This is a genomic window from Anderseniella sp. Alg231-50 (assembly GCF_900149695.1).
Classification (GTDB): domain Bacteria; phylum Pseudomonadota; class Alphaproteobacteria; order Rhizobiales; family Aestuariivirgaceae; genus Anderseniella.
This window is the reverse complement of record NZ_LT703005.1, coordinates 97,901-122,980: the sequence shown is the minus strand read 5'-3', so window position 1 is coordinate 122,980 and position 25,080 is coordinate 97,901. Positions and strand designations below refer to the sequence as shown.

23 protein-coding genes are annotated in these 25,080 nt (G+C 57.4%); 10 read left to right on the top strand and 13 right to left on the bottom strand.

Features of this window, described 5'->3' with window-relative positions; genetic code table 11:
* The first annotated feature begins 6 nt into the window (after positions 1–6).
* Positions 7–1,833, top strand: coding sequence for a glutamine--fructose-6-phosphate transaminase (isomerizing) (gene glmS, locus DHN55_RS16795; protein WP_108882671.1), 1,827 nt, complete (start codon positions 7–9; stop codon positions 1,831–1,833).
* A gap of 88 nt (positions 1,834–1,921) precedes the next feature.
* The gene (locus tag DHN55_RS16790) at positions 1,922–3,316 is read left to right on the top strand and encodes an SPOR domain-containing protein (RefSeq protein ID WP_108882670.1); all 1,395 of its coding nucleotides are present in this window, start codon (positions 1,922–1,924) and stop codon (positions 3,314–3,316) included.
* Positions 3,317–3,328: 12 nt separating this feature from the next.
* Here the strand turns inward: DHN55_RS16790 and DHN55_RS16785 are convergent, their stop codons facing one another.
* Positions 3,329–3,709, bottom strand: coding sequence for a DUF454 family protein (locus DHN55_RS16785; RefSeq protein WP_108882669.1), 381 nt, complete (start codon positions 3,707–3,709; stop codon positions 3,329–3,331).
* Positions 3,710–3,856: 147 nt separating this feature from the next.
* Here DHN55_RS16785 and DHN55_RS16780 point away from each other — a divergent pair, with 147 nt between their 5' ends.
* Complete coding sequence (locus tag DHN55_RS16780) at positions 3,857–4,609, top strand: DUF502 domain-containing protein (RefSeq protein WP_108882668.1); 753 nt, start codon at positions 3,857–3,859, stop codon at positions 4,607–4,609.
* Positions 4,610–4,652: 43 nt separating this feature from the next.
* Here the strand turns inward: DHN55_RS16780 and recG are convergent, their stop codons facing one another.
* Positions 4,653–6,779 carry an ATP-dependent DNA helicase RecG gene (gene recG, locus DHN55_RS16775; protein WP_108882667.1) on the bottom strand — a complete coding sequence of 709 codons (2,127 nt, stop codon included), beginning with the start codon at positions 6,777–6,779 and terminating at the stop codon, positions 4,653–4,655.
* A gap of 140 nt (positions 6,780–6,919) precedes the next feature.
* On the opposite strand from recG, the gene DHN55_RS16770 reads away from it, so the two are divergent.
* The 3 genes from DHN55_RS16770 to DHN55_RS16760 all read left to right on the top strand — a co-directional run bounded on the left by DHN55_RS16770 (position 6,920) and on the right by DHN55_RS16760 (position 11,297).
* Positions 6,920–7,204 carry an FAD assembly factor SdhE gene (locus DHN55_RS16770; protein ID WP_337660440.1) on the top strand — a complete coding sequence of 95 codons (285 nt, stop codon included), beginning with the start codon at positions 6,920–6,922 and terminating at the stop codon, positions 7,202–7,204.
* Positions 7,201–10,704, top strand: a complete 3,504-nt coding sequence (mfd, locus tag DHN55_RS16765; protein WP_108882666.1) for a transcription-repair coupling factor — start codon at positions 7,201–7,203, stop codon at positions 10,702–10,704. The genes DHN55_RS16770 and mfd overlap by 4 nt, the downstream gene beginning before the upstream one ends.
* Positions 10,705–10,775: 71 nt before the next feature.
* Positions 10,776–11,297: a TerB family tellurite resistance protein gene (locus DHN55_RS16760; protein WP_108882665.1), complete on the top strand. Its 522-nt coding sequence runs from the start codon at positions 10,776–10,778 to the stop codon at positions 11,295–11,297.
* A gap of 4 nt (positions 11,298–11,301) precedes the next feature.
* Here the strand turns inward: DHN55_RS16760 and DHN55_RS16755 are convergent, their stop codons facing one another.
* From DHN55_RS16755 to DHN55_RS16735, 5 genes are all read right to left on the bottom strand, one after another.
* A complete protein-coding gene (locus tag DHN55_RS16755) occupies positions 11,302–11,976 on the bottom strand; it encodes a DsbA family protein (RefSeq protein ID WP_108882664.1) in 675 nt (224 codons plus the stop codon).
* Positions 11,966–13,519, bottom strand: coding sequence for an AMP-binding protein (locus DHN55_RS16750; RefSeq protein WP_108882663.1), 1,554 nt, complete (start codon positions 13,517–13,519; stop codon positions 11,966–11,968). Before DHN55_RS16750 ends, DHN55_RS16755 begins: the two co-directional genes overlap by 11 nt.
* Positions 13,516–15,297, bottom strand: a complete 1,782-nt coding sequence (locus DHN55_RS16745; protein WP_337660439.1) for an extracellular solute-binding protein — start codon at positions 15,295–15,297, stop codon at positions 13,516–13,518. The genes DHN55_RS16750 and DHN55_RS16745 overlap by 4 nt, the downstream gene beginning before the upstream one ends.
* A 153-nt stretch (positions 15,298–15,450) precedes the next feature.
* The gene (gene hspQ, locus DHN55_RS16740) at positions 15,451–15,792 is read right to left on the bottom strand and encodes a heat shock protein HspQ (RefSeq protein WP_108882662.1); all 342 of its coding nucleotides are present in this window, start codon (positions 15,790–15,792) and stop codon (positions 15,451–15,453) included.
* A gap of 81 nt (positions 15,793–15,873) precedes the next feature.
* On the bottom strand, positions 15,874–16,929 hold the full coding sequence (locus DHN55_RS16735) for an aldolase/citrate lyase family protein (protein WP_108882943.1): 1,056 nt from the start codon (positions 16,927–16,929) through the stop codon (positions 15,874–15,876).
* 187 nt (positions 16,930–17,116) lie between these two features.
* Here DHN55_RS16735 and DHN55_RS16730 point away from each other — a divergent pair, with 187 nt between their 5' ends.
* Both DHN55_RS16730 and DHN55_RS22620 read left to right on the top strand, forming a co-directional pair.
* Positions 17,117–18,262, top strand: a complete 1,146-nt coding sequence (locus DHN55_RS16730) for a CoA transferase (RefSeq protein WP_108882661.1) — start codon at positions 17,117–17,119, stop codon at positions 18,260–18,262.
* A 37-nt stretch (positions 18,263–18,299) separates the two neighbouring features.
* Positions 18,300–18,803: a GFA family protein gene (locus tag DHN55_RS22620; RefSeq protein ID WP_443111133.1), complete on the top strand. Its 504-nt coding sequence runs from the start codon at positions 18,300–18,302 to the stop codon at positions 18,801–18,803.
* Between the two features lie 233 nt (positions 18,804–19,036).
* Here the strand turns inward: DHN55_RS22620 and DHN55_RS16720 are convergent, their stop codons facing one another.
* A complete protein-coding gene (locus tag DHN55_RS16720) occupies positions 19,037–20,260 on the bottom strand; it encodes an FAD-dependent monooxygenase (RefSeq protein WP_108882660.1) in 1,224 nt (407 codons plus the stop codon).
* A 100-nt stretch (positions 20,261–20,360) separates the two neighbouring features.
* On the opposite strand from DHN55_RS16720, the gene paaG reads away from it, so the two are divergent.
* Positions 20,361–21,140, top strand: a complete 780-nt coding sequence (gene paaG / locus DHN55_RS16715) for a 2-(1,2-epoxy-1,2-dihydrophenyl)acetyl-CoA isomerase PaaG (protein ID WP_108882659.1) — start codon at positions 20,361–20,363, stop codon at positions 21,138–21,140.
* A gap of 12 nt (positions 21,141–21,152) precedes the next feature.
* On the opposite strand, the gene DHN55_RS16710 is transcribed toward paaG, so the two are convergent.
* From DHN55_RS16710 to DHN55_RS16695, 4 genes are all read right to left on the bottom strand, one after another.
* A complete protein-coding gene (locus tag DHN55_RS16710) occupies positions 21,153–21,770 on the bottom strand; it encodes a DUF1326 domain-containing protein (RefSeq protein ID WP_108882658.1) in 618 nt (205 codons plus the stop codon).
* 7 nt (positions 21,771–21,777) lie between these two features.
* On the bottom strand, positions 21,778–22,536 hold the full coding sequence (locus DHN55_RS16705; RefSeq protein WP_108882657.1) for a copper chaperone: 759 nt from the start codon (positions 22,534–22,536) through the stop codon (positions 21,778–21,780).
* A gap of 13 nt (positions 22,537–22,549) precedes the next feature.
* Positions 22,550–23,164 carry a glutathione S-transferase gene (locus DHN55_RS16700; protein ID WP_337660438.1) on the bottom strand — a complete coding sequence of 205 codons (615 nt, stop codon included), beginning with the start codon at positions 23,162–23,164 and terminating at the stop codon, positions 22,550–22,552.
* Positions 23,165–23,292: 128 nt separating this feature from the next.
* The gene (locus tag DHN55_RS16695; RefSeq protein WP_108882655.1) at positions 23,293–23,955 is read right to left on the bottom strand and encodes a redoxin domain-containing protein; all 663 of its coding nucleotides are present in this window, start codon (positions 23,953–23,955) and stop codon (positions 23,293–23,295) included.
* Between the two features lie 148 nt (positions 23,956–24,103).
* Here DHN55_RS16695 and lysM point away from each other — a divergent pair, with 148 nt between their 5' ends.
* The gene (gene lysM / locus DHN55_RS16690) at positions 24,104–24,547 is read left to right on the top strand and encodes a peptidoglycan-binding protein LysM (protein ID WP_108882654.1); all 444 of its coding nucleotides are present in this window, start codon (positions 24,104–24,106) and stop codon (positions 24,545–24,547) included.
* Positions 24,548–24,616: 69 nt separating this feature from the next.
* On the opposite strand, the gene DHN55_RS16685 is transcribed toward lysM, so the two are convergent.
* The gene (locus DHN55_RS16685) at positions 24,617–25,072 is read right to left on the bottom strand and encodes a YccF domain-containing protein (RefSeq protein WP_108882653.1); all 456 of its coding nucleotides are present in this window, start codon (positions 25,070–25,072) and stop codon (positions 24,617–24,619) included.
* Between the last annotated feature and the right edge of the window lie 8 nt (positions 25,073–25,080).

Below are 25,080 nucleotides of genomic sequence, written 5' to 3'. Positions count from 1 at the left end.
GCATCTATGTGCGGTATTGTAGGCATTCTGGGCACCGAACCTGTCGCCATGCAACTGGTCGAGGCGCTGCGGCGGCTGGAGTATCGCGGTTATGACTCTGCCGGCATCGCGGTTTTGACGGACGGCGCAATCGACCGGGTCCGGGCGCCGGGAAAACTCGACAACCTGTACGCCAAGGTGACCGGCAACGGATGGGACGCCACGACCGGGATCGGACACACCAGGTGGGCCACTCATGGCGCTCCGAACGAAACCAACGCGCATCCGCACCAGGCCGGTAATGTTGTCGTCGTTCACAACGGTATCATCGAAAACTACCGGGCGTTGAAAGACGAGCTCGCGAAAGACGGCATTGTTTGCGACACTGAAACTGACACAGAGGTTGTGGCGCAACTGGTCAACCAGAAGCTGGATGCCGGTTTCACCCCGAAAGACGCGGTGTCAAAAACCCTGAAGCAGCTTGAAGGAGCCTTTTCGCTGGGCATTCTGGTGCGCGGCGAGCACGACCTGATGATGGGCGCACGCCAGGGTGCTCCGCTCGCCGTTGGACACGGCGACGGCCAGATGTTTCTGGGCTCGGACGCGGTAGCGCTGGCTCCGTTCACCAACCGGGTCAGTTACCTGAATGACGGCGACTGGGTTGTCCTGACCCGTGCCGGGGCCGAAATTTTTGATGAGAACGATCAGCCGGTGGTTCGCGACGTCAATTTCAGCCAGGCGTCGACAATGCTCGTCGACAAGGGCAATCACAGGCATTTCATGGCCAAGGAAATCGAGGAGCAACCGGAGGTCATCGGTCACACCCTGGCTGAGTATGTCAGTTTTTCCGACAGTACAATCATGCTGCCCGATGACATGCCGTTCGACTTTTCGGACGTTTCGTCAGTGACGATTACCGCCTGCGGGACGGCGTTTTACGCCGCGCTCACTGCAAAGTACTGGTTCGAGAAAATTGCCCGCCTGCCGGTCGAAGTCGATATTGCGTCAGAATTCCGTTACCGCGAAGCGCCGCTGGACAAGAACGGCATCACCATCGTCATATCGCAATCCGGCGAAACCGCCGACACCCTTGCAGCCGTCCGCTACAGCCTGTCTCAGGGGCACAAGGTGGTGGCAATCGTGAACGTGCCTGAATCGACCATTGCGAGAGAGAGTTCCGCCGTCTTGCGAACTTTTGCCGGGCCCGAGATCGGCGTAGCATCGACCAAAGCGTTTACCTGCCAGCTGAGTGTTCTGGCCTGCCTGGCAGTTGCTGCCGCGAAGGCCCGGCAGACCATCGACGCCAGCGAAGAACAAAGGCTGGTCAAGGCGTTGATCGGCCTGCCGCGCATCATGTCCGGCATGATGGCAATGGAGGGTCATATTGAAGACGTGGCCCGGAAGGTGGCCGTAGCTCGCGATGTGCTCTATCTGGGCCGGGGGGTCAACTACCCGATCGCCATGGAAGGCGCGCTGAAGTTGAAGGAAATCTCCTATATTCATGCTGAAGGTTATGCAGCCGGTGAGTTGAAACACGGCCCCATTGCGTTGATTGACGAGCATGTTCCGGTGGTTGTTATTGCACCGCGCGACGAGCTGTTTGAAAAGACCATATCCAACATGCAGGAAGTCGCAGCACGTGGCGGCCAGGTGATACTGGTGACCGATGAAACCGGTGCATCGGCCCATGCAGCGGACGCATTCGAGACCATTGCGGTGCCGGAAGCAGATCCGTTCATTTCACCGATGATCTATGCCGTGCCCATGCAACTGCTGGCGTATCATGCAGCGGTATTCATCGGAACGGATGTTGATCAGCCCCGAAATTTGGCCAAATCGGTGACGGTGGAATAGACCCGGCAGCAGCAGTGCCCGGGAAAAAGCGAAATTTTTCTTATTTCGCTTAGGCTTTGTTTAACCATGTGACGGCACTATCGCCGGCATGAAAGTACAGTTAGTTGTTCGTGCGTCTGTTTTATCTGCGTTCCTGGTTGCCGGAGTAGCCACCAATGCCGTCGCAGCCGCCTCAAAAACCATCGGGGTCAGCTCCGCCGCGCCGGCTGCCATCATGCAGTCAGCCTACACAAACCTTGTATCCGGCAAGCCGACAATGGCGATTGCCGAATATTCAGTTGTTATTTCTCTTGAAGATATCCCGCTTGCCGACAAGGCCCGTGCATTATTGAACCGCGCGCTGGCACATCAGAAACTGGCAGCCCATGACGCGGCGATTGACGATTACAGCCAGGCGATTGAACTGGATGCCCTGAGCGCCAAAACGCGCGCCGTGGCCTTGTACAATCGCGGTCTCGCATATTCGAATTCGGGCCGTCAGTCAGCAGCCATAGATGATTATACAAACGCGTTGTACCTGGACCCGTATCTGGCGGAAGCTTTCTACTCGCGGGCCAACGCCCTGCGTGAATCGGGTCAGTACGATTATGCGCTCATCGACTTTGCCCGCGCCACCAAGCTGAATTACCCGCACAAGCATCTGGCGCTGTATGGCAAGGCATTGACCCTGGCCAAATTGGGCCACCGGGATGAAGCTACTGCGGTTCTGTTCCAGGCCTATTCGATCAAACCAGATTTTGCACCGGTTCGGGAACGGCTGGCTGATCTCGGCCTGGATGTGCCGGAAAATCCCAGCGAACGACAGATCCGCCTTGCGGTATTGCCGACGCAAAACCTGATGGCGGATGACATCATCACCGGATCTACCAAGGCACCGTCTGGAGCCGTAACGCGGATTGCACTGCGGGAACCGGTTGCGCCGTCAGCCAATCTGACCGGTGGTGGCGAACCAAACGATGCCGCGACCACTCTGGCATCAGCGAAGAAACCGGAAGCAAAGGTGGAAACGATTGCAGCGGCGGTGTCGCTTAAGTCTGAAAACCCGGAAAGCATATCAGTGGAGCAGGTTGCCGCCGTACCGGAAATTCCTGCAGAGACAACTACAAAAGCGATCACTACTGCTGCGACAACCAAAGCGCCGGAACCGGTCAATGTCGAACCTGTCGCCGCGCCTGTGCAAACAGCAAACGTCAATGCGGCAGATGAAGCATCCAATGTCACCGCCAAGCTGGAAGGCTGGACCGTTCAACTGGTGTCGCAGCGCCAGCCGGACAAGGCATGGGACAACTGGGATTCGCTGAAAAACCGTCACAACAAATTGTTGCGCAACAAAACAGCCGCCGTCGTGCGTGCCGATGTCGAGGGGCAGGGCATCTACTACCGGCTGCGCGTGCACAAACTCAAGAAATCACAGGCCAAGCGTCTCTGCCGCAGCCTGAAGCGTAAAGGTACCGGCTGTTTCATTGCCCGGGCCACGGGTTAGGCCGACGAGCAACTACCGTGATGTCGGCCTTGTAAGGATATAGGCCGCGACGCAGATCAAGATTGCGCCCGTCATCCATAATGCGATGGCGGGCGCACTGGTTCCCAGCGCCAGCCAGGCAAAACTTGCCGTCATCATTACAATCGACATCAGCTTCGCCGCCAACGGGATCGACCGGTCGCGTTCCCAGTCCACGATGTAGGGTCCAAGTATGCGGTGACTGATCAGCCAATCGTGTATGGCCGGGGATGATCGTGCGAAGCATGCCAGAGCCAGTAGCAAAAAAGGCGTGGTTGGCAGCAGCGGCAGGAAGGCGCCGACAAATCCCAACCCTACAAATACAACACCAAGAGCCCGCAAAATGTGCTGGCGCGCTGTTAACCGGGCTGACAAGTTTAACGACTCCTGCGATGATGGTTGTCAGGGTTTGTGATTTGCAACAGGGTTGTAGCAGTCGTGCTGAGACCATGCTATGGCAAGCACCATGACACTTTGTCCATCAAGCGATTGTTTGGTTTTTTGAGGGTATTTCCGTAGTCGATGCTTGGCAGGTTGAGAACATATTTCCTGACCGGCGTTGTTGTTGCTGCGCCGATTGCAATCACAGTCTGGCTGGTGTGGTGGTTCGTATCGCTGTTCGACAGCTGGCTCAAGCCATACATCCCGACAGTCTACAATCCCGATTCCTATCTGCCGTTTTCAGTGCCCGGGGTCGGATTGGTTTTCGCACTTGTCGGGATCACCCTGATAGGTGCGCTGGCGGCGAACCTTGTTGGCAGGACACTGCTGAATTTCGGCGAACGGACGCTCGACCGGATGCCGATTATCCGGTCTGTCTACAAGGCGGTAAAACAGATTTTCGAAACGGCGCTGTCTTCCAATGCCAGTAATTTTTCGTCCGTTGGGTTCATCGGTTATCCCCGCGAGGGCGTCAATGTGGTCTGCTTCATTGCACGCGAACTTGATTCCGGGGAGATCGGTCTCGAACCCGGCACGACCTACTATTCAGCGTTCATGCCGACGACACCAAATCCCACTTCGGGTTTCCTGTTTTTCGTCGAGAAAGACCAGGTCACGATCATGGACCTGACTGTTGAAGAGGCTGCCAAGCTGGTGATTTCCGCAGGACTTGTCACACCGAAGCAGATGCGGGAAGCAAACGTATCAATTTCAGAAGATGATGACACGCTGTCCATGCTGATAGCGCACCCGGATCAGGTCTTGAAACCAGGACAGAAGCCCGCCAGGTCCGGCAAGAAACCGGCAGCAAAGAAACCGGCCAAGAAACGCTGATTGCGGCTCCGGGATTGAAACATGTTCCGGCCGGACAGGGTTATCAACCTGCAGACAGCAGCCGGATGGCATCATCACGCTCAAACAGGTACAGCATGATGCGCAAGGCTTCCGATCTCGCGCCGGTCAGGTGAGGATCTGTTTCCAGTATGAGTTTTGCGTCGTCGCGCGCCGCCTGCAGCAACTCGCCATGCTGGCCGAGGTCAGCCAGTCTGAAGCTGGCGACACCCGATTGCCTGGTACCGAGGACTTCTCCGGAACCGCGCAGTTTCAGGTCTTCTTCGGCAATGATGAACCCATCCTCGGTTTCGCGCATTGTTTTCAGGCGCGCGGCTGCGGTTTCGCCAAGTACCCCGTCATAAATCAACACACAGCTTGAAGCATCAGAGCCACGACCGACACGTCCGCGAAGCTGATGTAACTGGGCCAGTCCGAACCGTTCGGCATTTTCAATGATCATGATGGAGGCTTCAGGTACATCCACACCGACCTCGATGACCGTTGTGGAAACAAGGATGGATAACTCGCCGGTCTTGAAGCGGGCCATCACCGTGTCCTTTTCGGCGCCTTTCATACGGCCATGGACCAGACCAACTTTGTCGCCGAACCGGGTCTTGAGGCTGGTGAACCGGGCCTCCGCAGCGGTCTTGTCGATAAAGTCGCTTTCTTCAACCAGCGGACATACCCAATAGGCGCGCTTGCCCTGGGCAACTGCCCGTTCCAGCCCGTCTGTAATCTGGTCGAGTTTCTCCAAGGGCATCACACGGGTGTCTATCGGCTGACGGCCGGCAGGCTTGCCGGTCAACCGTGTTATGTCCATGTCACCGTATGCTGTCAGCGCCAACGTGCGCGGGATCGGTGTGGCCGTCATAACGAGGAGGTCGCTCGGGCGTTTTGACTTGGATTGCAGGGCCAGGCGCTGGTGCACACCGAAGCGGTGTTGTTCGTCAATGATGACGAGACCGAGATCGGCAAAACCGACACCTTCCTGGAACAATGCGTGCGTGCCGACCAGTATGTCGATATCACCGGACGCAAGATCGTCGAGGAGTTGCTGGCGCACCGCACCTTTTTCGCGGCCGGTCAGAACGGCTGCCCTCAAGCCGGCGGCCTGGGCCAACGGCTCAATGCCGGCAATGTGCTGGCGGGCCAGGATGTCGGTTGGCACCATTAGCGCGGACTGGGTGCCGGCCTCGGCGGAGGTGGCCATGGCGAGCAATCCGACTATCGTCTTGCCCGAACCGACGTCACCCTGCAGCAACCGCAACATACGGTCAGGTGACGCCATGTCGGCGAGGATTTCAGAAACGGCGAGTTCCTGGCTGACGGTCAGGGAGAACGGCAAAGCGTCGATGATGTTTTGCCGCGCCCGACCATCGCCCTTTATCGTCCTGCCGGTGGCCCGTTTCATGTGACGGCGCACCAGCGACAGTGCCAGCTGGTTTGCCAGCAGCTCGTCATAGGCAAGCCGTTGCCGCGCCGGACTGTCCGGTTCCAGGCCGGTTGTGTCTTGCGGACTGTGCAAGGTTTCCAGCGCGGTCTGAAACTCCGGGAGCTTGCGAGCGGCTATCCATGCTGCATCCTGCCATTCCGGCAATTGCGGGATGTCGGCGAGGATCTGTCTGATCGCCTTGCCGAGCACCTTGCCTGATACACCGGCGGTTAGCGGGTAGACCGGTTCAAGCAAGGGCATTTCGGAAAACTGTTCTGCCGTCAGAACATGGTCCGGATGAACGATTTGCGGTGTGCCGTCATACCATTCGATCTTGCCGGAGATGAACCGGGTCTCGCCTTCCGGCAATGTTCGTTCAAGATAGGGGCCGTGTGAATGAAAAAACACCAGCGGCAGTGATCCTGTTTCATCAAATACTTCAACACGGTAGGGCACCCGCTTGTTGTGGCGTGGAGGCGCCTTGTGCCGTCCCACCTCAGCTTCGATTGTGACGATGCCGCTTGGAGGCAGATTGTTGATCGTGGGGCGATTGCGCCGGTCAATCACACCGACCGGCAAATGAAACAACAGGTCGACCAGTCGGGCGGACAGGTCCGCAGAACCCGGTTCGCCGCTTTGCGGACGCACCAGTCCGGCAAGGGTCTTTTCGACCTTGGCACCGATGCCTTTCAGTGCGCTGGCGGAGGCAAAATACCTGTTCAGGATTTCCGGTCGCATGGTTGTCTTGTTTTTCGGTTGAATTGTCAGGACAGTCGTCTTGCCCGGTTGCGTTTCATGTGTGGTTCTTTCATAAACCGGCGAGCACGTTATCTCCAACCTCTACATGCTGTTCATTCCTTTTCCATCGGACAAAAGCTGTGACTGTAACTGACGAAAATCGGCGCAAACGCATTGTCTGGCGAGCCTGCCATCGGGGCATCAAGGAGATGGATATTGTCGTGGGTACTTTCGTGCGCGACCGGATTGAGCAATCCGACGAAGCGGAACTGCGGGAACTGGAACGTATTCTGGAAATCCCGGACCAGGATCTGCTTGCCTGGCTTACCGAGGCACAGCCGGTACCGGAAGACCAGCAGTCGGCATTGCTGCAAGAGATGTTAGCTGCGCGATTTGACGAGACATTTTTCGGTAATCCGGAATGAAACGCGTTGAACTAAAAAGTGCTATTGCGTCACCCGGCAAGGTGATCGTGTCGGGCGCGCCCGAGGGTATAGACGGCAAGGTTGCCGGTGAGATAGCCCGGCTGGCGGAAGACCGGTTGGTGGTGCATGTGGCACGCGATGACCAGCGGGCTTCGATGATCGGAGAGGCGATATCGTTTTTTGCACCGGATGTGAACATCATCCAGTTTCCGGCCTGGGACTGCCTGCCGTATGACCGGGTGTCGCCGGTTGCAGACATCCTGGCCCGGCGCATGAGCGCGTTGACGCGCTTGTCCGCAGGCAAGATTGACAAGCCGGCTGTTGTTCTGACGACTGCCAATGCCATCGTCCAGAAAGTACCACCCCGGGACATCATCCGGTCCGCCAGTTTCGAGGCCCTGCCGGGCAACCGGGTGGATACGAACGAACTGCAGGAATACCTGGCGATCAACGGGTTTTCCCGCACCGGCACGGTGGTCGACCCCGGCGACTTTGCCATCAGGGGCGGTATCATCGACATATTCCCACCCGGAAGTGAAGAGCCGGTAAGGCTGGATTTCTTCGGTGACACACTCGAATCCATTCGCAGTTTTGATGCCCAGTCGCAGCGCACCACAGGCCAGTTGCACGGCCTGAAATTGGATGCGGCAAGCGAAGTCCTGCTGAACGCTGACACAATTGCCCAGTTTCGCACCGCCTATACGGCCCAGTTCTCCGGCACTGGCATGAATGATGCTGTCTACGAAGCGGTATCAGCCGGCAGGCGGTATCAGGGTGTCGAGCACTGGCTGGCGCTGTTCTATGACAAGCTGGAGACCCTGCTGGATTATGCAGGTAACTGCGTCCTCACCATGGATCATCTTGCCGATGAGTCCATCGAGGCCAGGAATGCCCAGATCGACGAATACTATCAGGCGCGTATTGAAGCCCTTAACAAGGACACATTCGGTGCGCCGGTCTATAAACCGCTGCCGCCAGAAAAGATGTTCCTGAACGGGGAGGCATGGTCTGACCTTGCCGCGCAGCACCCGGTTATCGCGTTGACGCCGTTTGAAGCACCGGAAGGCTCAAGCCTGCGGGTGATTTCGGCCCAGGGCAGGCAGGGGCGCAGTTTTGCCGCTGAACGCGCCGAAGCCGGGCGCAATGTCTATGACGCAGTGGTCGACCACGTCCGCGCGCAACAAAAATCCGGCAAACGGGTGTTGCTGGCGGCGTGGACCGAAGGGTCGCGTGACCGGTTGCAGGGTATCGTGAAGGACCATGAGCTTGGCCTGGTTGTGCCTGCCAAGGATGGTCCGGAGGCGCTCAAGCGGTCAAAGGACATGGTGTCGGTTGTCGTGCTCGGCCTGGAGACCGGTTTTGAAACCGATGATCTGGCTGTTGTCGCAGAACAGGATATTCTCGGTGATCGGCTGGTGCGGCGTGGCAAGCGCCAGCGCAAGGCCAGCGACTTTATCTCGGAACTGGCTTCTCTCAATTCAGGAGATCTCGTGGTCCATGTGGATCATGGTATCGGTCGCTTCGAGGGCCTGAAGGTCATCGATGTTCAGGGCGCGCCGCATGACTGCCTGTTTCTGCAGTATCACGGCGGAGACCGGCTGTTCCTGCCGGTGGAAAACATTGAACTTTTGTCGCGCTATGGCTCGGACGAGGCCGGCGTCAACCTGGACAAGCTGGGCGGCGTGGCGTGGCAGGCCCGCAAGGCCCGCCTCAAGGAACGTGTCCGGGAGATCGCCAGCCAGTTGATCAAGACGGCCGCGCAACGTGAATTGCGCGACGGTGAAGTGCTGACACTGCCGGACGGCATTTATGATGAGTTTGCCTCCAGGTTCCCCTACGAGGAAACCGAAGATCAACTTACCGCCATAGACGCTGTCGTTTCCGACCTGGCGCGTGGCCGGCCCATGGACCGGCTGATCTGCGGTGATGTCGGGTTTGGCAAGACGGAGGTAGCTCTGCGCTCGGCCTTCATCGCCGTCATGGCCGGCAAGCAGGTCGCAGTGGTGGTGCCGACGACATTGCTGGCGCGCCAGCACTATGCAACATTCGCCGAGCGTTTCAAGGGCTTGCCGGTCAGGGTTGCCCAGGCCTCCCGGCTGGTGAGCCGGAAGGATGTCAATGAAGCCAAGAAGGGAATTTCCGACGGCACCGTAGACATCATGATCGGTACTCATGCGCTGCTGGCCGAGGACGTCAAATTCCGCGATCTCGGTTTGTTGATCATTGACGAAGAGCAGCACTTTGGCGTGAAGCACAAGGAAAAGCTGAAGGAAATGCGCGCCGATGTGCATGTACTTACGCTGACCGCAACTCCCATTCCGCGCACCCTGCAGCTGGCATTATCCGGTGTGCGCGAGCTTTCCCTGATTACAACACCGCCGCTCGACCGGCTTGCGGTGCGGACATACATCTCCCCGTTTGATCCGGTCATCATTCGCGAAACCCTGCTGCGCGAACTGTATCGCGGTGGCCAGAGCTTCTATGTGGTGCCGCGCATTTCCGACCTGTCCGTCGTCGGCGATTTCCTCAAGGCCCAGGTGCCGGAGGTCAAATTCGCGATTGCAAACGGCCGTATGGCACCTACCGAGCTGGATGACATCATGACCGGTTTTTATGACCGGCAATATGACGTGCTGCTGGCAACGACGATTATTGAATCCGGCCTTGATATACCGACCGCCAATACCCTGATCGTGCACCGGGCCGACATGTTCGGCCTGGCGCAGCTGTACCAGATCAGGGGCAGAGTGGGGCGCTCCAAGCAACGCGCCTACGCCCTGTTTACCGTTCCCGCCAACAAGACACTCACCGCACCGGCGGAGAAGCGCCTCAAAGTGCTGCAATCCCTCGACTCGCTGGGGGCCGGTTTCTCGCTGGCCAGTCATGACCTTGATATTCGCGGCGGCGGGAACCTGCTTGGTGAGGAACAGTCCGGCCACATCAAGGAGGTTGGGTTTGAATTGTACCAGCATATGCTGGAGGAAGCTGTTGCGTCTCTGCGCTCCGGCGAGCTCGACATAGAGGCCGATGGCCAGTGGTCTCCGCAGATCAATGTCGGCACCTCCGTCCTGTTGCCGGAAAGCTTCATCCCCGACCTGCAGGTCAGGCTCGGTGTTTATCGGCGGATGGCGGATTTGCCGACACAGGAGGAACTGGACGGATTTGCAGCGGAACTGCAGGACCGGTTCGGCAGCCTGCCGGAAGAGGTTGAACACCTGATCGACATTGTGTCGGTGAAGTTGCTGTGCCGTATTGCCAATGTGTCAAACATCGATGCAGGTCCAAAAGGTGCCGTGTTCCAGTTCAGGGACGGCAAGTTCCCCAATCCTGACGCCCTCGTGCAATGGATCAACGACCAGGGCAGCCGCGCCAAGATTCGACCCGACATGAAACTGGTGATCATTAGGACCTGGGAAACACCGGCCGACAGGCTGGCCGGCACCCGGCAGTTGATGCAGACACTTGTGAAGCTGGCGAATGTCAGCACACCACCGAATTAGTCTTGCATCCGCCCGCGAGTCTCAACATTATGCCGTAAAGGCAGTTATGGCGGGAAAGCGGGGAGCTGATCATGCATGTTGTACTGGGTATTCTCGGTGTGCTGGGGGCCTTGACGTTCTGGTATTACCGGATGAAGTACATCAGCGAAGCTACCAGCGAAGTCGCCGATGTTGTCGGTCGCATTCAAGGACAATTTCGAACGGCCAAACTGAAGAAGAAAGCCGGCGAGTCTCCCATAACATCAATTGGCGAACCTATCGTTGCAGCGGCAGCATTGATGATTTCCATCGCGGAGTTGGACGATCCTCTCAGCGAACCGGAGATCGCTTCAATTCGGGATCAGCTTTCCGAGCTGACCCGCCCCGATGCCGTGGAAGAGGCGTATGTTTATGCTCGCTGGGCAACCGAGCAGGTGATTGATACAAACAATGTAATTTTGCGGCTGAAAAACATGCTCAACGAGAAACTCAATTCAGATGAACGCCGCGAGTTACTGGCAATGGTAACGACAGCCGCGCAGGCAGGCGGAGACTTGAATGACGAGCAGATTCAGGCGATCGCAACCCTTAACAGGTCTCTCAATCTAAGTTGATTTTTCAGGCATTGCCCGCCGGCGCGGAGCGTTCCTTGACCACTTCGGCAATGGCCTGAGCAATGGCTTCGGGTTCGCGGGCGCCCATGACCGCGTACCTGCTGCCGATGATGAAGGCAGGCACGCCGGTAACGCCCATTTGCTGCGCCTGGGAGATTTCGGCCCTGGTCTCTTCAAGGTCTGCTTCACTTTCAAGCAGGCGTTCGACGACGGCTCGCTCAAGGCCTGCTTCAACCGCTGCATCCGCGAGTACTTTCTTGTCGGTCAGATTGGCACCTTCGATAAAATACAGCTGGAACAACCGTTCGACGGCTGCGTCCTGCACGCCTTCCGCCATGGCCCAGCGAATGACCCGGTGAGCATTCAGCGTATTCGGGGAGATGGTTATCTTGTCGAATTCGAAGGGAATTTCCTCGTCCTTGCCTGCAGCACGAACCGGCCCGTAGACCTGTGCGGCCTGTTCATCGGAGCCGAACTTGTTGCGCAGGTATTCCTTTCGGTCCATCCCGGATTCGGGAATCGTGTGGTCGAGTTGAAAAGGACGCCAGCGAATATCCACCGGCACATCGGGAACCATGGCAAGTGCCTTTTCCAGACGGCGCTTGCCAATGTAGCACCATGGGCACATGACGTCCGAGATTACATCGATCTCGATTGTGTCGGCGGGGTCAGTCGTCATTGGCGTGATCCTTGGATTGCTTGAGCAATGAGGACAGGTTCTTTCTGATGATCTTGCCGTTGCTGGATTGCGGCAATGCCGCAACAAAGAAGACCTGCTTTGGTACCTTGTAGCGTGCCAGGGAGTTTGATGCAAAATCGATCACGTCGGACGCCGTCAAAGTTTCGTGTTCGCGCATGACGACAAATGCCGTGACCAGTTTCATGCCCGGATTGAGTTCGACCTCGGTAACACCGACCTGCTGAATAGCAGGGTGACGCATCAGGGTAACTTCAACTTCCAGTGGCGAGATACGGTAACCGAAAGACGTCATGACATCGTCATTGCGGCCTTCATACCAGATGTAGCCTTCGTCGTCGAAATGCCCGAGATCGCCGCCCACGAACCAGTCTCCGCGATATACGGTATGGTCATCGTCGGGGCGGTTCCAGTATCGCAACATCATTCCGGGGTCAGAGCGATGGACGCCGATCAGTCCGGTTTCACCGGGCTGTAATGGTTCGTCGTCGCCCGATACCGGCAATATGCAAACGCTACGGTTCATTTGTGGTTTTCCGGGGCTGCCGGGCTTGGTGGGCACGTGCGGAGAACTGGAGATATAGGTGGAGATTTCGCTCATCCCCAACGCTTCATATAGCGCGATGCCGGTTGTTTCCAGCCACTCCTTCTGCAGGCCGGGAAAAATTGCTTCTCCGGCAGTCAGGCCGTGGCGAAGCGAGCCGATTGTATCAGGTGACAGTCCGCCATCGCTGAGCATCTGGCGGTACAATGCCGGGACGGAGGCCAAGATTGTGGGGTTGAGATCTGCGATCAACCTGAGCCAGATCGAGCGGTCGCGCGGACCAGTATAGACGATGGAACTTGCGCCGTTGGCCCACGGGTCAAACAGGGCGGTTCCCAATGTGTAGGTCCAGTTGAAGGCGCCTGTGTGCAGGATCGTGTCTCCGGGCGTCAAACCATACCAGCCCTGATACATGGGACGGCGTCCCCATACGGCGCGTTGTGCATGCAACACCCCTTTGGGGCGGCCTGAGGTTCCGGACGTGTACACCATATAGGCTGGTGTGGTGGAAGCCGTGTCGGCGTACTGGCCGCGGGGTCCGGACTTGAACGTGGCAGTGTCACCGGGGGTAATCAGCCTGCAGCCCACCGGTAAATCAGGCAGGTCAAGCACACCGTCGTGGACAATGGCAGCCGCCTGGCTGTCTGCCAGGACGAAAGATATCTCGTCGGCCGACAACATCGATGAGGCCGGTATCGGTACCAGTTCGGCGGCGTTGGCTGCGAAGAACACGGCTGCATAATCAAAACTGTTGCCCATCCGGATCAGGATGCGGGCGCCGCGCTCAAATCCGAGCAGCCTGAACGCGGATGCCAGCCGGAGCACAATGTCCTCAATCTCGGCAAAACTCAGTGTGTGATAACTGGTGCCGTCGGCAATTGTCAGTGCGATCTTGTCTGCGTGTTCCCGGGCGCTCTGGGCAAGGCAGTACCGGGTCAGGTTGAACCTGGCTGGCGGCAGTTCGCCGGTAAAACCTGTCATTGGTTCTCAATCCAGCCGGTTTGAGGAAGGAACCCGGCAAGTGAAGGCTGGGCAGGTCGCCTGACCTGGTTCCAGCGTGCCAGCCATTGTCCGGGGGGATGGAACAGTTGCAAAGCGTAGTGACCTTCCAGCAGCAAACGGTCCAGGCCACGAACAGCGTCTTCAAATGACGCCTTGTTCCGCGCCGACAGGAGCTGCGCGATCATCTTGTCGATTGCCGGGTCATCCGCTCCCATGTAATTGCGGGTACCGTCCTGGCTACGGCCCTGAGATCCCCAATAGAACGCCTGTTCGTTACCCGGCGACAGTGAGTTGGACCAGATAAACGGGATCATGTCGAAGTCATAGGTTTGCAAACGCCGCTGGAACTGCGCTGAATCAACCTGCCGGATTGACATATCGACACCTATGGTCCGCAACATGCGCTGCCATGCCAGCGCGATGCGTTCCTGTGGTCTGCTGGCCACAGTTATTTCAAATGACAGACCCTGGCCGTTCGAATTCTCAACACCGTTTGTACCGGTTTTCCACCCGGCTTCATTCAGCAATTTCAGGGCTTTGCGGAGGTTTTTTCTGTCCCGTCCGGATCCGTCCGAAACCGGCAGGGAAAATGTGCCGTCCAGGATATCGGCCCGGATGTCTGCGCCTGCAAGCCTGAGCATTTCGCGTTCGTTTGCCGTGGCGGGCCGGTCGATAGCGCTGAGAGCAGAACCGTAGAAAAATCCTTGCGTGCGCTGCATCTTGTCATGAAACAGGTTCTTGTTGATCCATTCAAAATCGAAGGTCAGGATCAGTGCTTCGCGCACCCGCTTGTCTGCAAATATTGACCGGCGGGTATTGAATACCAGGGACCAGGCCGGTTTCGGCAGGCCGACGTTGACGGTTTCCAGCACCACCGGCTTGTCTTCGACATCCGCATAGCCAACGGCCCAGCGTGAGGCATCACCTTCGGTCCGCAACATCGACTCGCCCTTCTTGAAGGCTTCGAATGCGCCTTGCGTATCGCGGTAGTAGTCATAGCGAATAGTGTCGTAATTGAACTGGCCGCGCGTACCGGGCAGGTCCTTTGCCCAGTAATTCGGGTCGCGGCGATAGATGACGTGATCACCGGCATCGATCTTATCGAAAACATAAGGTCCCGAGCCGACAAGCTTGTCCAGCGTGGTTTGCTCAAAGTCACGTTTTTCAAATACGTGCCTGGGAAGAACCGGCATCAGGCCGAGAATAAGCACCAGTTCCCTGTCACCAGGCTCAAGTTTCATCCGGACCGTCAGATTGTCGGGTGTTTCGATGGACGCCACCTTTGAATAGTAGGTGCGGTGGTTGGGACGTCCGTGATCGCGCAGCGTCTCCAGTGAATACACAATGTCGTCAGCCTGGATTGGTTCACCGTCAGAAAACCGGGCCTTCGGATTTATCCGGAAGGTTACCTCGGTGCGTTCCGTATTGACGTCGATGGTCTCCGCGATATGGCCGTACAGTGTGAATGGTTCTGCGCGCGAACGCGCCAGCAGACTTTCAAACACCAGCGTGCGCGGTCCGGCCACGGCCTGGCCCTTGATGATAAACGGATTGACGCTGTCAAAGCTCCCCGTTCGTGCCATGCGCAGGGCGCCGCCTTTTGGTGCGTCCGGATTCACGTATGGAAAATGCGTGTAATCGGCCGGCAATGCCGGTTCACCGAGCATGGCGATGGCGTGCCTGGGCTCAGCCTGCACCGGCGCTGCCAGCGCCAACCAAACCATGCATGCATAAAGCAGTCTGAGCATCATATTCATGCGGACAATCTAGATCGGATTCGCGGCAAAAAGCGACAGAAACCGTGATGGTCTACAACGCCAGGATGACAATCTCAAAATGATGGTTTTACGTTTGAGCGTGGTGTTGCGCAACGTGTGTTGCTGCCAGGTTCGCCATACTGCAACGAAGTGTCAGTGAGTTGCGCTGTCGCGCGGCAGGTAGGTATGCTTTTCCGGATCATAAGTTTCGAAAAACTCGGGGATCTGCGGATGGCGTACCGGGTCGCCGGTGTCGTCGGCAAGCAGGTTTTGCTCCGATACATAGGCTATGTATTCGGTTTCCTCGTTTTCGGCCAGCAGATGGTAAAACGGCTGGTCCTTGGAGGGCCGGGTTTCCTCCGGGATGGAATCCCACCATTCCTCAGTGTTTGAGAACGTGGGATCGACATCGAAGATGACACCACGAAACGGGAACAGGCGATGCTTTACCACCTGTCCTATTCCGAATCGTGCCTGTCTGTTGATCGCGATCATCGCCTATAAATGCATCCAATTGCGGCTTGATTCAAGCTCGGTTCAAAAAATTAAGTTGATAGTTACTGAACGGCGCGCTGATTATAAACCATAAATTTCCGCCATGTCCGGCTCCTTGGCTGCAACCAGCCGGGCCAGATCAGCTATGACGCGGGCCTGTTTCCAGGTGGCGTCATCCTGCATTTTTCCGTCAATCATGACGGCGCCGGTACCGTCGGGCATGGCTTCGAGAATCCTGAGTGCAAACTTCACCTCTGCCGGATCGGGTGAGAAGACCCGCTTGGCAATCTCGACCTGTGACGGGTGGAGTGACCATGCCCCGAGGCAACCCTGCAGGAATGCGTTGCGGAACTGTGCCTCACAGGCATCAGGGTCAGAAAAATCGCCAAACGGGCCGTAAAACGCCTTGATACCGTTTGCTGCGCAGGCATCGACCATCTTGCCGACCGTGTAGTGCCACAGGTCCTGCTGGTAGAACGGCCGCGCTGAACTGTCTCTGGCACCATGGACGGAACCGTCTGCCAAAACGCCGTAGTGGGGATGTCCACCACCGACACGGGTGGTTTTCATGCCGCGCGAAGCTGCGAGATCGGCAGGGCCCAGTGACATGCCGTGCATGCGCGGGCTGGCTGCCGCGATTTCCTCGACATTCTTTACCCCTTGTGCGGTTTCCAGAATGGCGTGGATCATGATCGGCCGGGTGATGCCGGCGCGGGCCTCCAACTGTGCAAGCAACTGGTCGAGGTAGTGGATATCCCAGGCGCCTTCGACCTTTGGCAACATCATCACATCCAGCTTGTTTCCTGCTTCCAGCACACACCGGGTAATGTCATCGAGCGCCCATGGGCTGTTCAGGCAATTGATGCGCGTCCACAAGCCGGTGGTGCCATAATCATGCGCCAGCGCCATTTCAATGAAACCCTCACGGGCAGCGATCTTGTCATCGGCGGGGATCGCGTCTTCGAGGTTTCCGAGAATGACGTCGACTTGTGGAATCAGGCTTTCCACCTTGTTGCGCATCTTTTCTATCTGCGGTGGCAGGAAATGGATCATCCGTTCAATCTTGACAGGGGGTTCGCGCATGGGGGCAGGGGCGCCTATGGCGAGCGGCTTATAGAATTGCGATGGAAGTTTCATGATACCTGCTGTCATTCGGGCCGATGTCAGGCCTGCTTGAAATTTGTTGCGATGCACAAATTGTTTAGGGCAGCTTCTCCCGCTCCACAATGGCTTATTTAAATTTTGCTACCCGTGTGTTGCACACAGCAGGTTTGGCAGCTACACGAGTACGGTAAGTTGGGTTTCCGGATCAGATTTTGGGATTATGACAGGCACTTCAGCATCCGCACAGCCGTTGAGCGGGATCAAGGTTCTCGACTTTTCGACACTGCTGCCGGGCCCTATGGCGACCCTGTTTCTGGTTGAGGCCGGCGCACAGGTGATCAAGATTGAACGGCCCGGTGATGGCGAAGAGATGCGCTCCTACGAACCCAAATGGGGCCGGGAACCCGCCAGCTTCGCCATGCTCAACCGCGGAAAACAGTCGCTGGCGCTGGATCTGAAATCCGATCGGCAACTGGAGTTTCTGCTGCCGCTTATCCGGGAAGCTGACATTGTGGTCGAGCAGTTTCGTCCCGGCGTGATGGACAGATTGGGGCTGGGCTACGATGCCATGGCTCTGGTCAATCCGGGGATCATCTATTGTTCCATTACCGGATATGGCCAGACCGGCGACCGGGTCGAGAAAACCGGACATGACCTGAATTACATCGGGGATACCGGCTTGCTGTCGCTGAGCATGGGGCCGGAAGCCAACCCGACTGTGCCGCCGTTCCTGGCGGCGGATATCGCCGGCGGGACCTATCCAGCGGTTGTGAACATTCTTCTGGCGCTTCTGAACCGCGAAAAGACCGGCGAGGGTACGCATCTCGATATCGCCATGGCGGACAACATGTTCATGCTGATGTGGTGGGCGATCGGCAATGGCCTGGCGTCCGGGTTCTGGCCTGCAAACGGCACCAGCCTCTTGACCGGCGGCTCGCCGCGCTACCAGATTTATCCGACATCCGATGGCCGGCATGTTGCCGTTGCCGCACTGGAGCAGAAGTTCTGGGACGGGTTTTGTGAAGCCGTCAAGCTTGCTCCTGAATTCCACAACGACCAGTCGGACCCGGCTGGTACGATCGAAGCCGTCCGGTCACTGATTTCGGAGTTTCCGGGCTATCACTGGGAGCCCATCCTGGCGCAGGCGAACTGCTGCTGCACGGTGGTAAAGACTTTGCCGGAAGCCATGCGCGACATGCATTTTCACGGCCGTGGCCTGTTCGACCACACGCTTGTCAATGAAGCAGGCGATACACTGCCGGCGACACCGGTGGCCGTCGCACCGCAGTTTCGTGACGATGCCAGTGTGGAGAAGGCCGCCCCCGGCGTGGGTGCGCACAACGATATCGTGCTCAACCAGAAATAGATCTGAGAGTTCCCGGTAACCAGCACAACATCGGTTAATGGAACCAGAGATTACTTCCACGCCTTTCGGGGGATTTTTCGGCCGGGAACTGCCGATTATGTGTCGCGCAGAGAACGGCAACAATGTCGAGAGAGGAAATTGCTGTATGCTGAAAGGAACATGCCACTGCGGCGAAATTAGCTGGACACTCGATGCGTTGCCAGAGTCCGTCACGGCCTGCAATTGTACGATTTGTCGGCGCTACGGCGTCCTTTGGGCCTACGGGTATATCGGCTATGACATTCAAGTGACCGGGCAAACAAGTACCTATCAGCGTCGCGATAGCGAAGATGTTGACGTACACTTCTGCACCATTTGTGGGTGTGTGACGCACTACGTTGCAAGTTTTGAGAGCGAAAACGGGCGAAAACGGACTGCCGTAAATGTACGGATGTCTGACCCTTCACCGATCAGCGAGATACCAATCCGTCACTTTGAGGGGCACGACAGCTTTAGAGAACTTCCGGGTGACGGTCGGACGGTGAAGGACATGTGGTTTTGACGCGTTTCCAGAAAATGGACGTTTATGCGACGCATATGAACGGCAGCTGCGCCGGCATAGCTGTCGTTTATGCAAGTCGTGGTGAATGACAGCATTCCGCCCTGTTCGGTCGTTCGGCGCGGTGCAGCGGATTAAATCACAAAAGGCTTACGCTTCGCTTTGGGAGAATGGCTGGCTCCAGAAGCCACCGACCTGATGTACACCAAGTAATCTTTTGATGCGCCATGGATACTCTAGCCCCGCATTGCCCGCGGTAGCGAACCGGTGGGATTCATGCCCTCCAGCATGGCCCGGCGTTTCAGGGGCGGGATGTGCTGCAGGGCGGTCATGCCGACGGCGCGGCCGAGGTGCAGCGGGAAGAATTCGGAGATCAGCGAGCGGTTCATGGTGTCCACCGCGGCCTGGCGCGGCACCACGTCTGCGCGTCTGGCGGTATCGTAGGCGGCGCACAATTTGTCGCTGCCTGGGTCTTCGTACAGGCGAAGGGCATCAGAGATGGCTTCCGCTGCAAAGGCGGCGTCCCGCAAGCTCATATTCAGGCCCTGCGCGCCGATGGGCGGCACGACATGGGCGGCTTCTCCCACCAGCAACACTCGATTTGCAGCGAACTTGCGGGCGGCCATGCCGGTCATGGGAATGGTGGCCGGTGTTGTCACGTCTTCAACGAGGCCCAGGTCACCGTGCATCTCAAGTTGCAACCGTGCGGCCAGTTGATCTTCGGAAAGTGCGCAGATCGGGTCGACGTCATGCGGCCGGACCATCCATACCAGGCTTGATTTGTTGCCGGGCAGGGGCACCGTGGTAAACGGGCCGGACGTCTTGTGATATTCGACAGACATGCCGTGATGCGCCGAGGTGTGGGAAAAGCTGAGTGCAAGGGCGGTCTGGTCATATTGCCATTCATTGACGGAGATGCCGGCGTCCCGACGCAGGACGGACTGGCGCCCATCTGCAGCGATAACGACAACGGCACCCAACTTGGCTTCGGTGTCCAGTGACAGTTCCGCCTTGCCCGCGCCAAGCTGGCAGCCGCGTACGGATGCGTTGATCAGGGTAACACCGGCAGCCTTTGCCGCGTGGGCCAGTTCATGCACCAGCAAGTCCAGCGGGATGTTCCAGCCGAATGGACCTTCTCCGAGTTCACTTGAAGAAAAAGTGACCGTGGGTGCGGAAAACGTGGCGAGGGTATCGTCTACGATTTTAAGCAGTTCAAGCGGGGCGCTGCCGGGTTGCAGTTTGCCCGGCCAGACGCCAAGCGTTGCAAGCAACCGAATGGCGGGTTGCATCAGGGCAACGGTGCGCCGGACAGGTTCATCGGAGCGTGGCGATGTCAGCAGCTCAATGCCTGGAGCTATGCAGGCGATGCGGCATCCAGCCTGGGCCAGCAGGCAGGCCGATGCCAGGCCGGCTGGACCGGCACCGGCAACCACCACATCAAACTCAGACCCGTTTTGCATATGTGTTCACCTTGCCGATTGCACGCGGCCTCGAAGGTGAGGCACACTTCGTTCAGTCAAATCAATCCGGCGGCACCGATAAAGCATCAGGACCTCACAAATGGAATACTCCGACATCACATTCGATCTCAACGACAATTTGGCGGTTGTGACGCTTAACCGCCCCGACAAGTTGAACTCGACGACCCGCAATATGCATGCGGAGTTACGGTCAGCATTCGATGAAATAGAGAGTAACGGCGCGCGCGCGGTACTGCTTACTGGTGCGGGCAGGGCGTTTTGCGCAGGCCAGGACCTGGCCGACCTGCGGATGGACGGGCCCGGTGAGATTCTGGAGCTGCTGGAAGATGATTTCAATCCGCTGGTGGCCCGGATCCGCAACCTGCCGATGCCGGTGGTGTGTGCGGTAAACGGGGTTGCAGCAGGTGCCGGAGCCAATCTAGCGCTGGCCTGCGATATTATTCTGGCTGGCCGGTCGGCGTCCTTCCTGCAGGCGTTTGCCCGCATCGGCCTGATCCCCGATGCCGGCGGCACCTGGACGCTGCCGAGACAGGTCGGCGAGGCGCGCGCCAAGGGAATGGCGATGCTGGCCGAGCCCTTGCCCGCGGAAAAGGCGCTGGAATGGGGGTTGATCTGGCAGGTGAGTGATGACGACGACCTGATGGACGATGCCACCCGGATTGCAAGCCGGTTGGCGAGGCAGCCCACCAAGGCGTTTTCGCTGATAAAACAGGCAATTAATGCATCATCTTCACACGGATTGGATGCCCACCTGGCGGTTGAAGCCAAACTACAGGCGGAAGCAGCAGCGAGTCACGACTACGACGAGGGCGTTTCGGCTTTTCTGGAAAAACGCAAGCCGGTGTTCAAAGGCGAGTGAGAGGTGACCGGGTTACGGCCCCGACCACTCGATATTGCACAATTCGGCGGACTTGTCGTCAAAGGTCCATACGCGCCCGAAATCGCGCACCTTGGCCTTGACGCCTTGTGCCACGATCACTTCCGGTCCCATCCAGTATGTGGTGTTCTGGACCGTTACCGGTTCACCTGGCCGGGCGCCATCTATCTGTTTTATGCTCGCCATGATCTTGCGTCCCGCCGTGACCGAGCGTTCCGTACCGTCCGTTTCATAGGTGACCGGCATGCGTTGAGTGCCAAGGAAATTAGCGACCAGCAGTTTGAACAGGCCGGTCGTGCCCTTGGCGGAGCCGGACAGGATCATTTCAAGCGCGTGGGCCTGGTCATCACTGGCCTTGTCATCGATGTACAGGCCGACCGACCATCCGCCTTCTCCCATGCGACCGGGAATATCCAAAAGGGCGGCTACATTTACCCCCTTCAGGCTGGTTGATCCCCAGTGGCCATCATCAATGCGCACCGCCATCCAGGCCTGGCAGTATCCGTGTGTGGGTTTCGCGGCACCCAGAGACACGACGCAGGGACAAAACAGGTCGCAATTACAGTTGAGGGCCAGTTCACCCTTGATTTTCCAGTCTTCGATTTCGGCCATGTCGTCGTTATCTCCAAAGTGTTCCAACCAGAACGTACAGGCCTGCAACAATCAGCACAATGCCGGCGATCCGTCCCCAGGTTTCTGCTCTAGGTATGGTTTTTTCCGCAACAAAATACAGCGCCAGCACGGCCATCCACCACACGGTCATGGCACCGAATACAAACATCAATCCCATGATCATGCCGCAACAGCCGACGCAAAACGCTCCGTGGTGCAGGCCGAGGGGAAATGCACCTTTCAGGCCGCCTTGCCAGTGTGCCAGCAGGAAAGTCATCGGGCTGCGGCAATGCTGCAGGCAGGTATCCTTTATGGGGGTGAGTTGCCAGGCGCCGGCGGCAATCAGTAATACACCCGAGGCAACAGGCAAAGCCTGGGTGCCGCCTGATTCAAACCAGGGGGTCTGTGCCAGTGCCGTCTGCAGAAAGGCCGCGGCTATGGAAAACACCGCCCACAAGGAGAAGTATCCGGCAGAGAAAACCCCAACCCGCAGCGCCAGCGCTGCACCCTGTGTTTCATTTTTCGAGACCAGAGCGTAGGTTGCGACCATCGGCACCATGGCGGGTAACATCATGGCGAGCATCATGAACAACCACATTGCCGATGTGCCGGTCAGGCTTTTCGCGCTCCAGTTCACCATCATGGCCATGTCGGCCATGTGAGCGGCATTTCCCATATGGGCCCACATCATCCACCACAAGGCTGCCGCCAGGCTGAGCATGATGGTGCTGACCAGAAATCCGGGGTGTTCAATAATACGGATCATCGCAGGTATGCACTCACGCTGGCGGCAGGGTTGCCGTCATCGAGGACCGCTTGGCAAAGTCCTCATAGAAAGCCGCCAGTTTTGGCCGGTTGTCACGCCAGCCAAGATCACCATAGCGGAAATCGAAATAGGCCAGGACTATGGCAACTGCCAGGGAACCGGCATTTACCTCACCCAGTTCATTGGCCCAGTTGGCCTCGAGATCGTCCATTCCGGCTTCCATACGGGTATGTTGACGGGCCACCCAGTCCGGCCAGCGCTTCTCCTCAGGGCGTACAGCAGTTTCATAGCGGCGCGAAACGCCGGCATCCATCAGGCCGATTGCCAGAGACTGCAAAGTCAGAATACGGAATCTGGACACCGGTTCGTCCGGCAGCAACTGCTTGTCGCCGGCATGGTGGCACAGGTACTCGCAGATGACCCGGCTGTCATACAGCGCTGTGCCATGATCGGTGACCAGTGCCGGTATCTTGCCGAGTGGATTATCTGCGGCGACGCCGTCATTGACCCGATCGGGGAGGAAGACACCCGTTTCAATTTTTTCGATCTGATCTGCAATGTTGAGTTCATGAGCGGTCACCATGACCATGCGTACGAACGGTGAAGCTGGATTGTGGTGAAGTTTCAAGGCAAACGCCTCCCGTCTGAATGTGATTGTTGTGCAGTGAACCTAGCTGACAGTTGACCTGTCCGCCAACTGAAAAAGGCCAGACTTGCGGGTCTGGCCTTTCTGTCATCGCGGTATTGTTGAGAACGTCAGTCTTCAGGCTGGCTGACCAGGCGGATGTAGGGCTTGGGAGACTTCCAGCCCTGCGGGAATTTCTCCTTGGCTTCCTCATCAGACACGGCCGGCACGATGATAACGTCGTCGCCGTTTTGCCAGTTTACCGGTGTCGCCACCTTGTGTTTGGCGGTCAGCTGAATCGAATCCAGTACGCGCAGGATTTCATCAAAGTTGCGACCGGTGCTCATGGGGTAGGCGAGGGTCAGCTTCACCTCCCGGTCCGGTCCAATGACGAACACGGTGCGAACGGTCTTGTTGTCTGCTGCGGTACGCTCGGCCGCCTTGCCGGTTGCGTTTGGATGGATCATGCCGAACAGCTTGGCCACTGTCATTTCGGTGTCGCCGATCATTGGGTAATGAACGGCGTTGCCGGTTGCATCCGCGATGTCTTTCTTCCAGCGCTGATGATCATCGACGCTGTCGACCGACAACCCGATTATCTTGGTATTACGGGCAGCAAACTGGTCCGCGATGCCTGCCATTGCACCAAGTTCGGTGGTGCACACCGGCGTGAAATCTTTCGGATGCGAGAAGATCACCACCCAGGAGTCGCCCGCCCAGTCATAGAAATTGATATTGCCTTCCGTCGTTTCCGCATCGAAGTTCGGGGCGGTATCGCCAATCTGCAGAGCCATAATAACCTCCTGTAAAAAATACTGTTCCTGTACGTACGTGTTTTTACACTAAAATTCAGCAAATGTTTTTGGTAGACGTTCAGTGCAAAAGTAGGTCACAAATAGGTGATCGCGTGAGGAGCGGCAAGTCTACAGCAAGGAGAACACAATGGGAATTTTCGATTTCATCAAGAGCGCCGGCAAAGCACTTGGTATCGGGAGTGATGAGGAAGCGCCAACAGCGGACGCGCTGAAGAAGGAACTTGATTCACACAAGCTCGGCACCGAGAACGTGAAAGTCGAAATAGACGGTGACAAGGCCATTGTAACCGGGGATGTTGCAGACCAGTCAATTCTTGAAAAGGCGATTATTGCCGTCGGCAATACGCTCGGGGTGTCCAAGGTCGAGAGCAATCTGACCGCGCCATCCCAGAAGGATCCCGTCTTCTATACGGTGAAGAAAGGCGACAACCTCTGGAAAATTTCCGAGGCGCACTATGGCAAGGGCAAAGGCGCAAAATACAATGTGATCTTTGAAGCCAACAAACCCATGCTGAGCCATCCGGACAAGATTTATCCCGGCCAGGTTCTGCGTATTCCGGAACTCGACTAGCCCAAAAAGATATGGCCGCAGATTGGTTCTGCGGCCATTTTCTTGTCTTGAATTGTCCGGTTGGCAGTGTCAGCTGCGTATTTCTTCCACGCGGCTGCGGGCTGTATTGCGCATCGCCTCGTCGACAATCTCCAGGTCCTGCACGGTCTTGCCGACGGGAAACAGGGAGGCTCCGGCCAGCTTTACGTGAGCCCAGGCAAACGGGATGCCGATTATGGTGATGGCGTTGGCGACGGCAAATGTCAGGTGCATGATTGCCAGCCACCATCCGGCCAGTACGAACCACACCACGTTGCCGAACAATCCCAGCGCACCGGTTCCGATGTCTTCACGACCGTAAAGTTCGTCACGGGCGATTACATCGCGTCCGAACGGCCATAACGTATAATTCGCCAGCATGAAACAGGACCGGGCCCACGGCAGGCCGACAATGGTGATTGCCGCCAGGATTCCGACCAGTAACCAGGCTATGGCGGACCAGATGCCGCCAAACAGAAGCCAAAGAATGTTCAGGATTAGACGCATAAGTATAT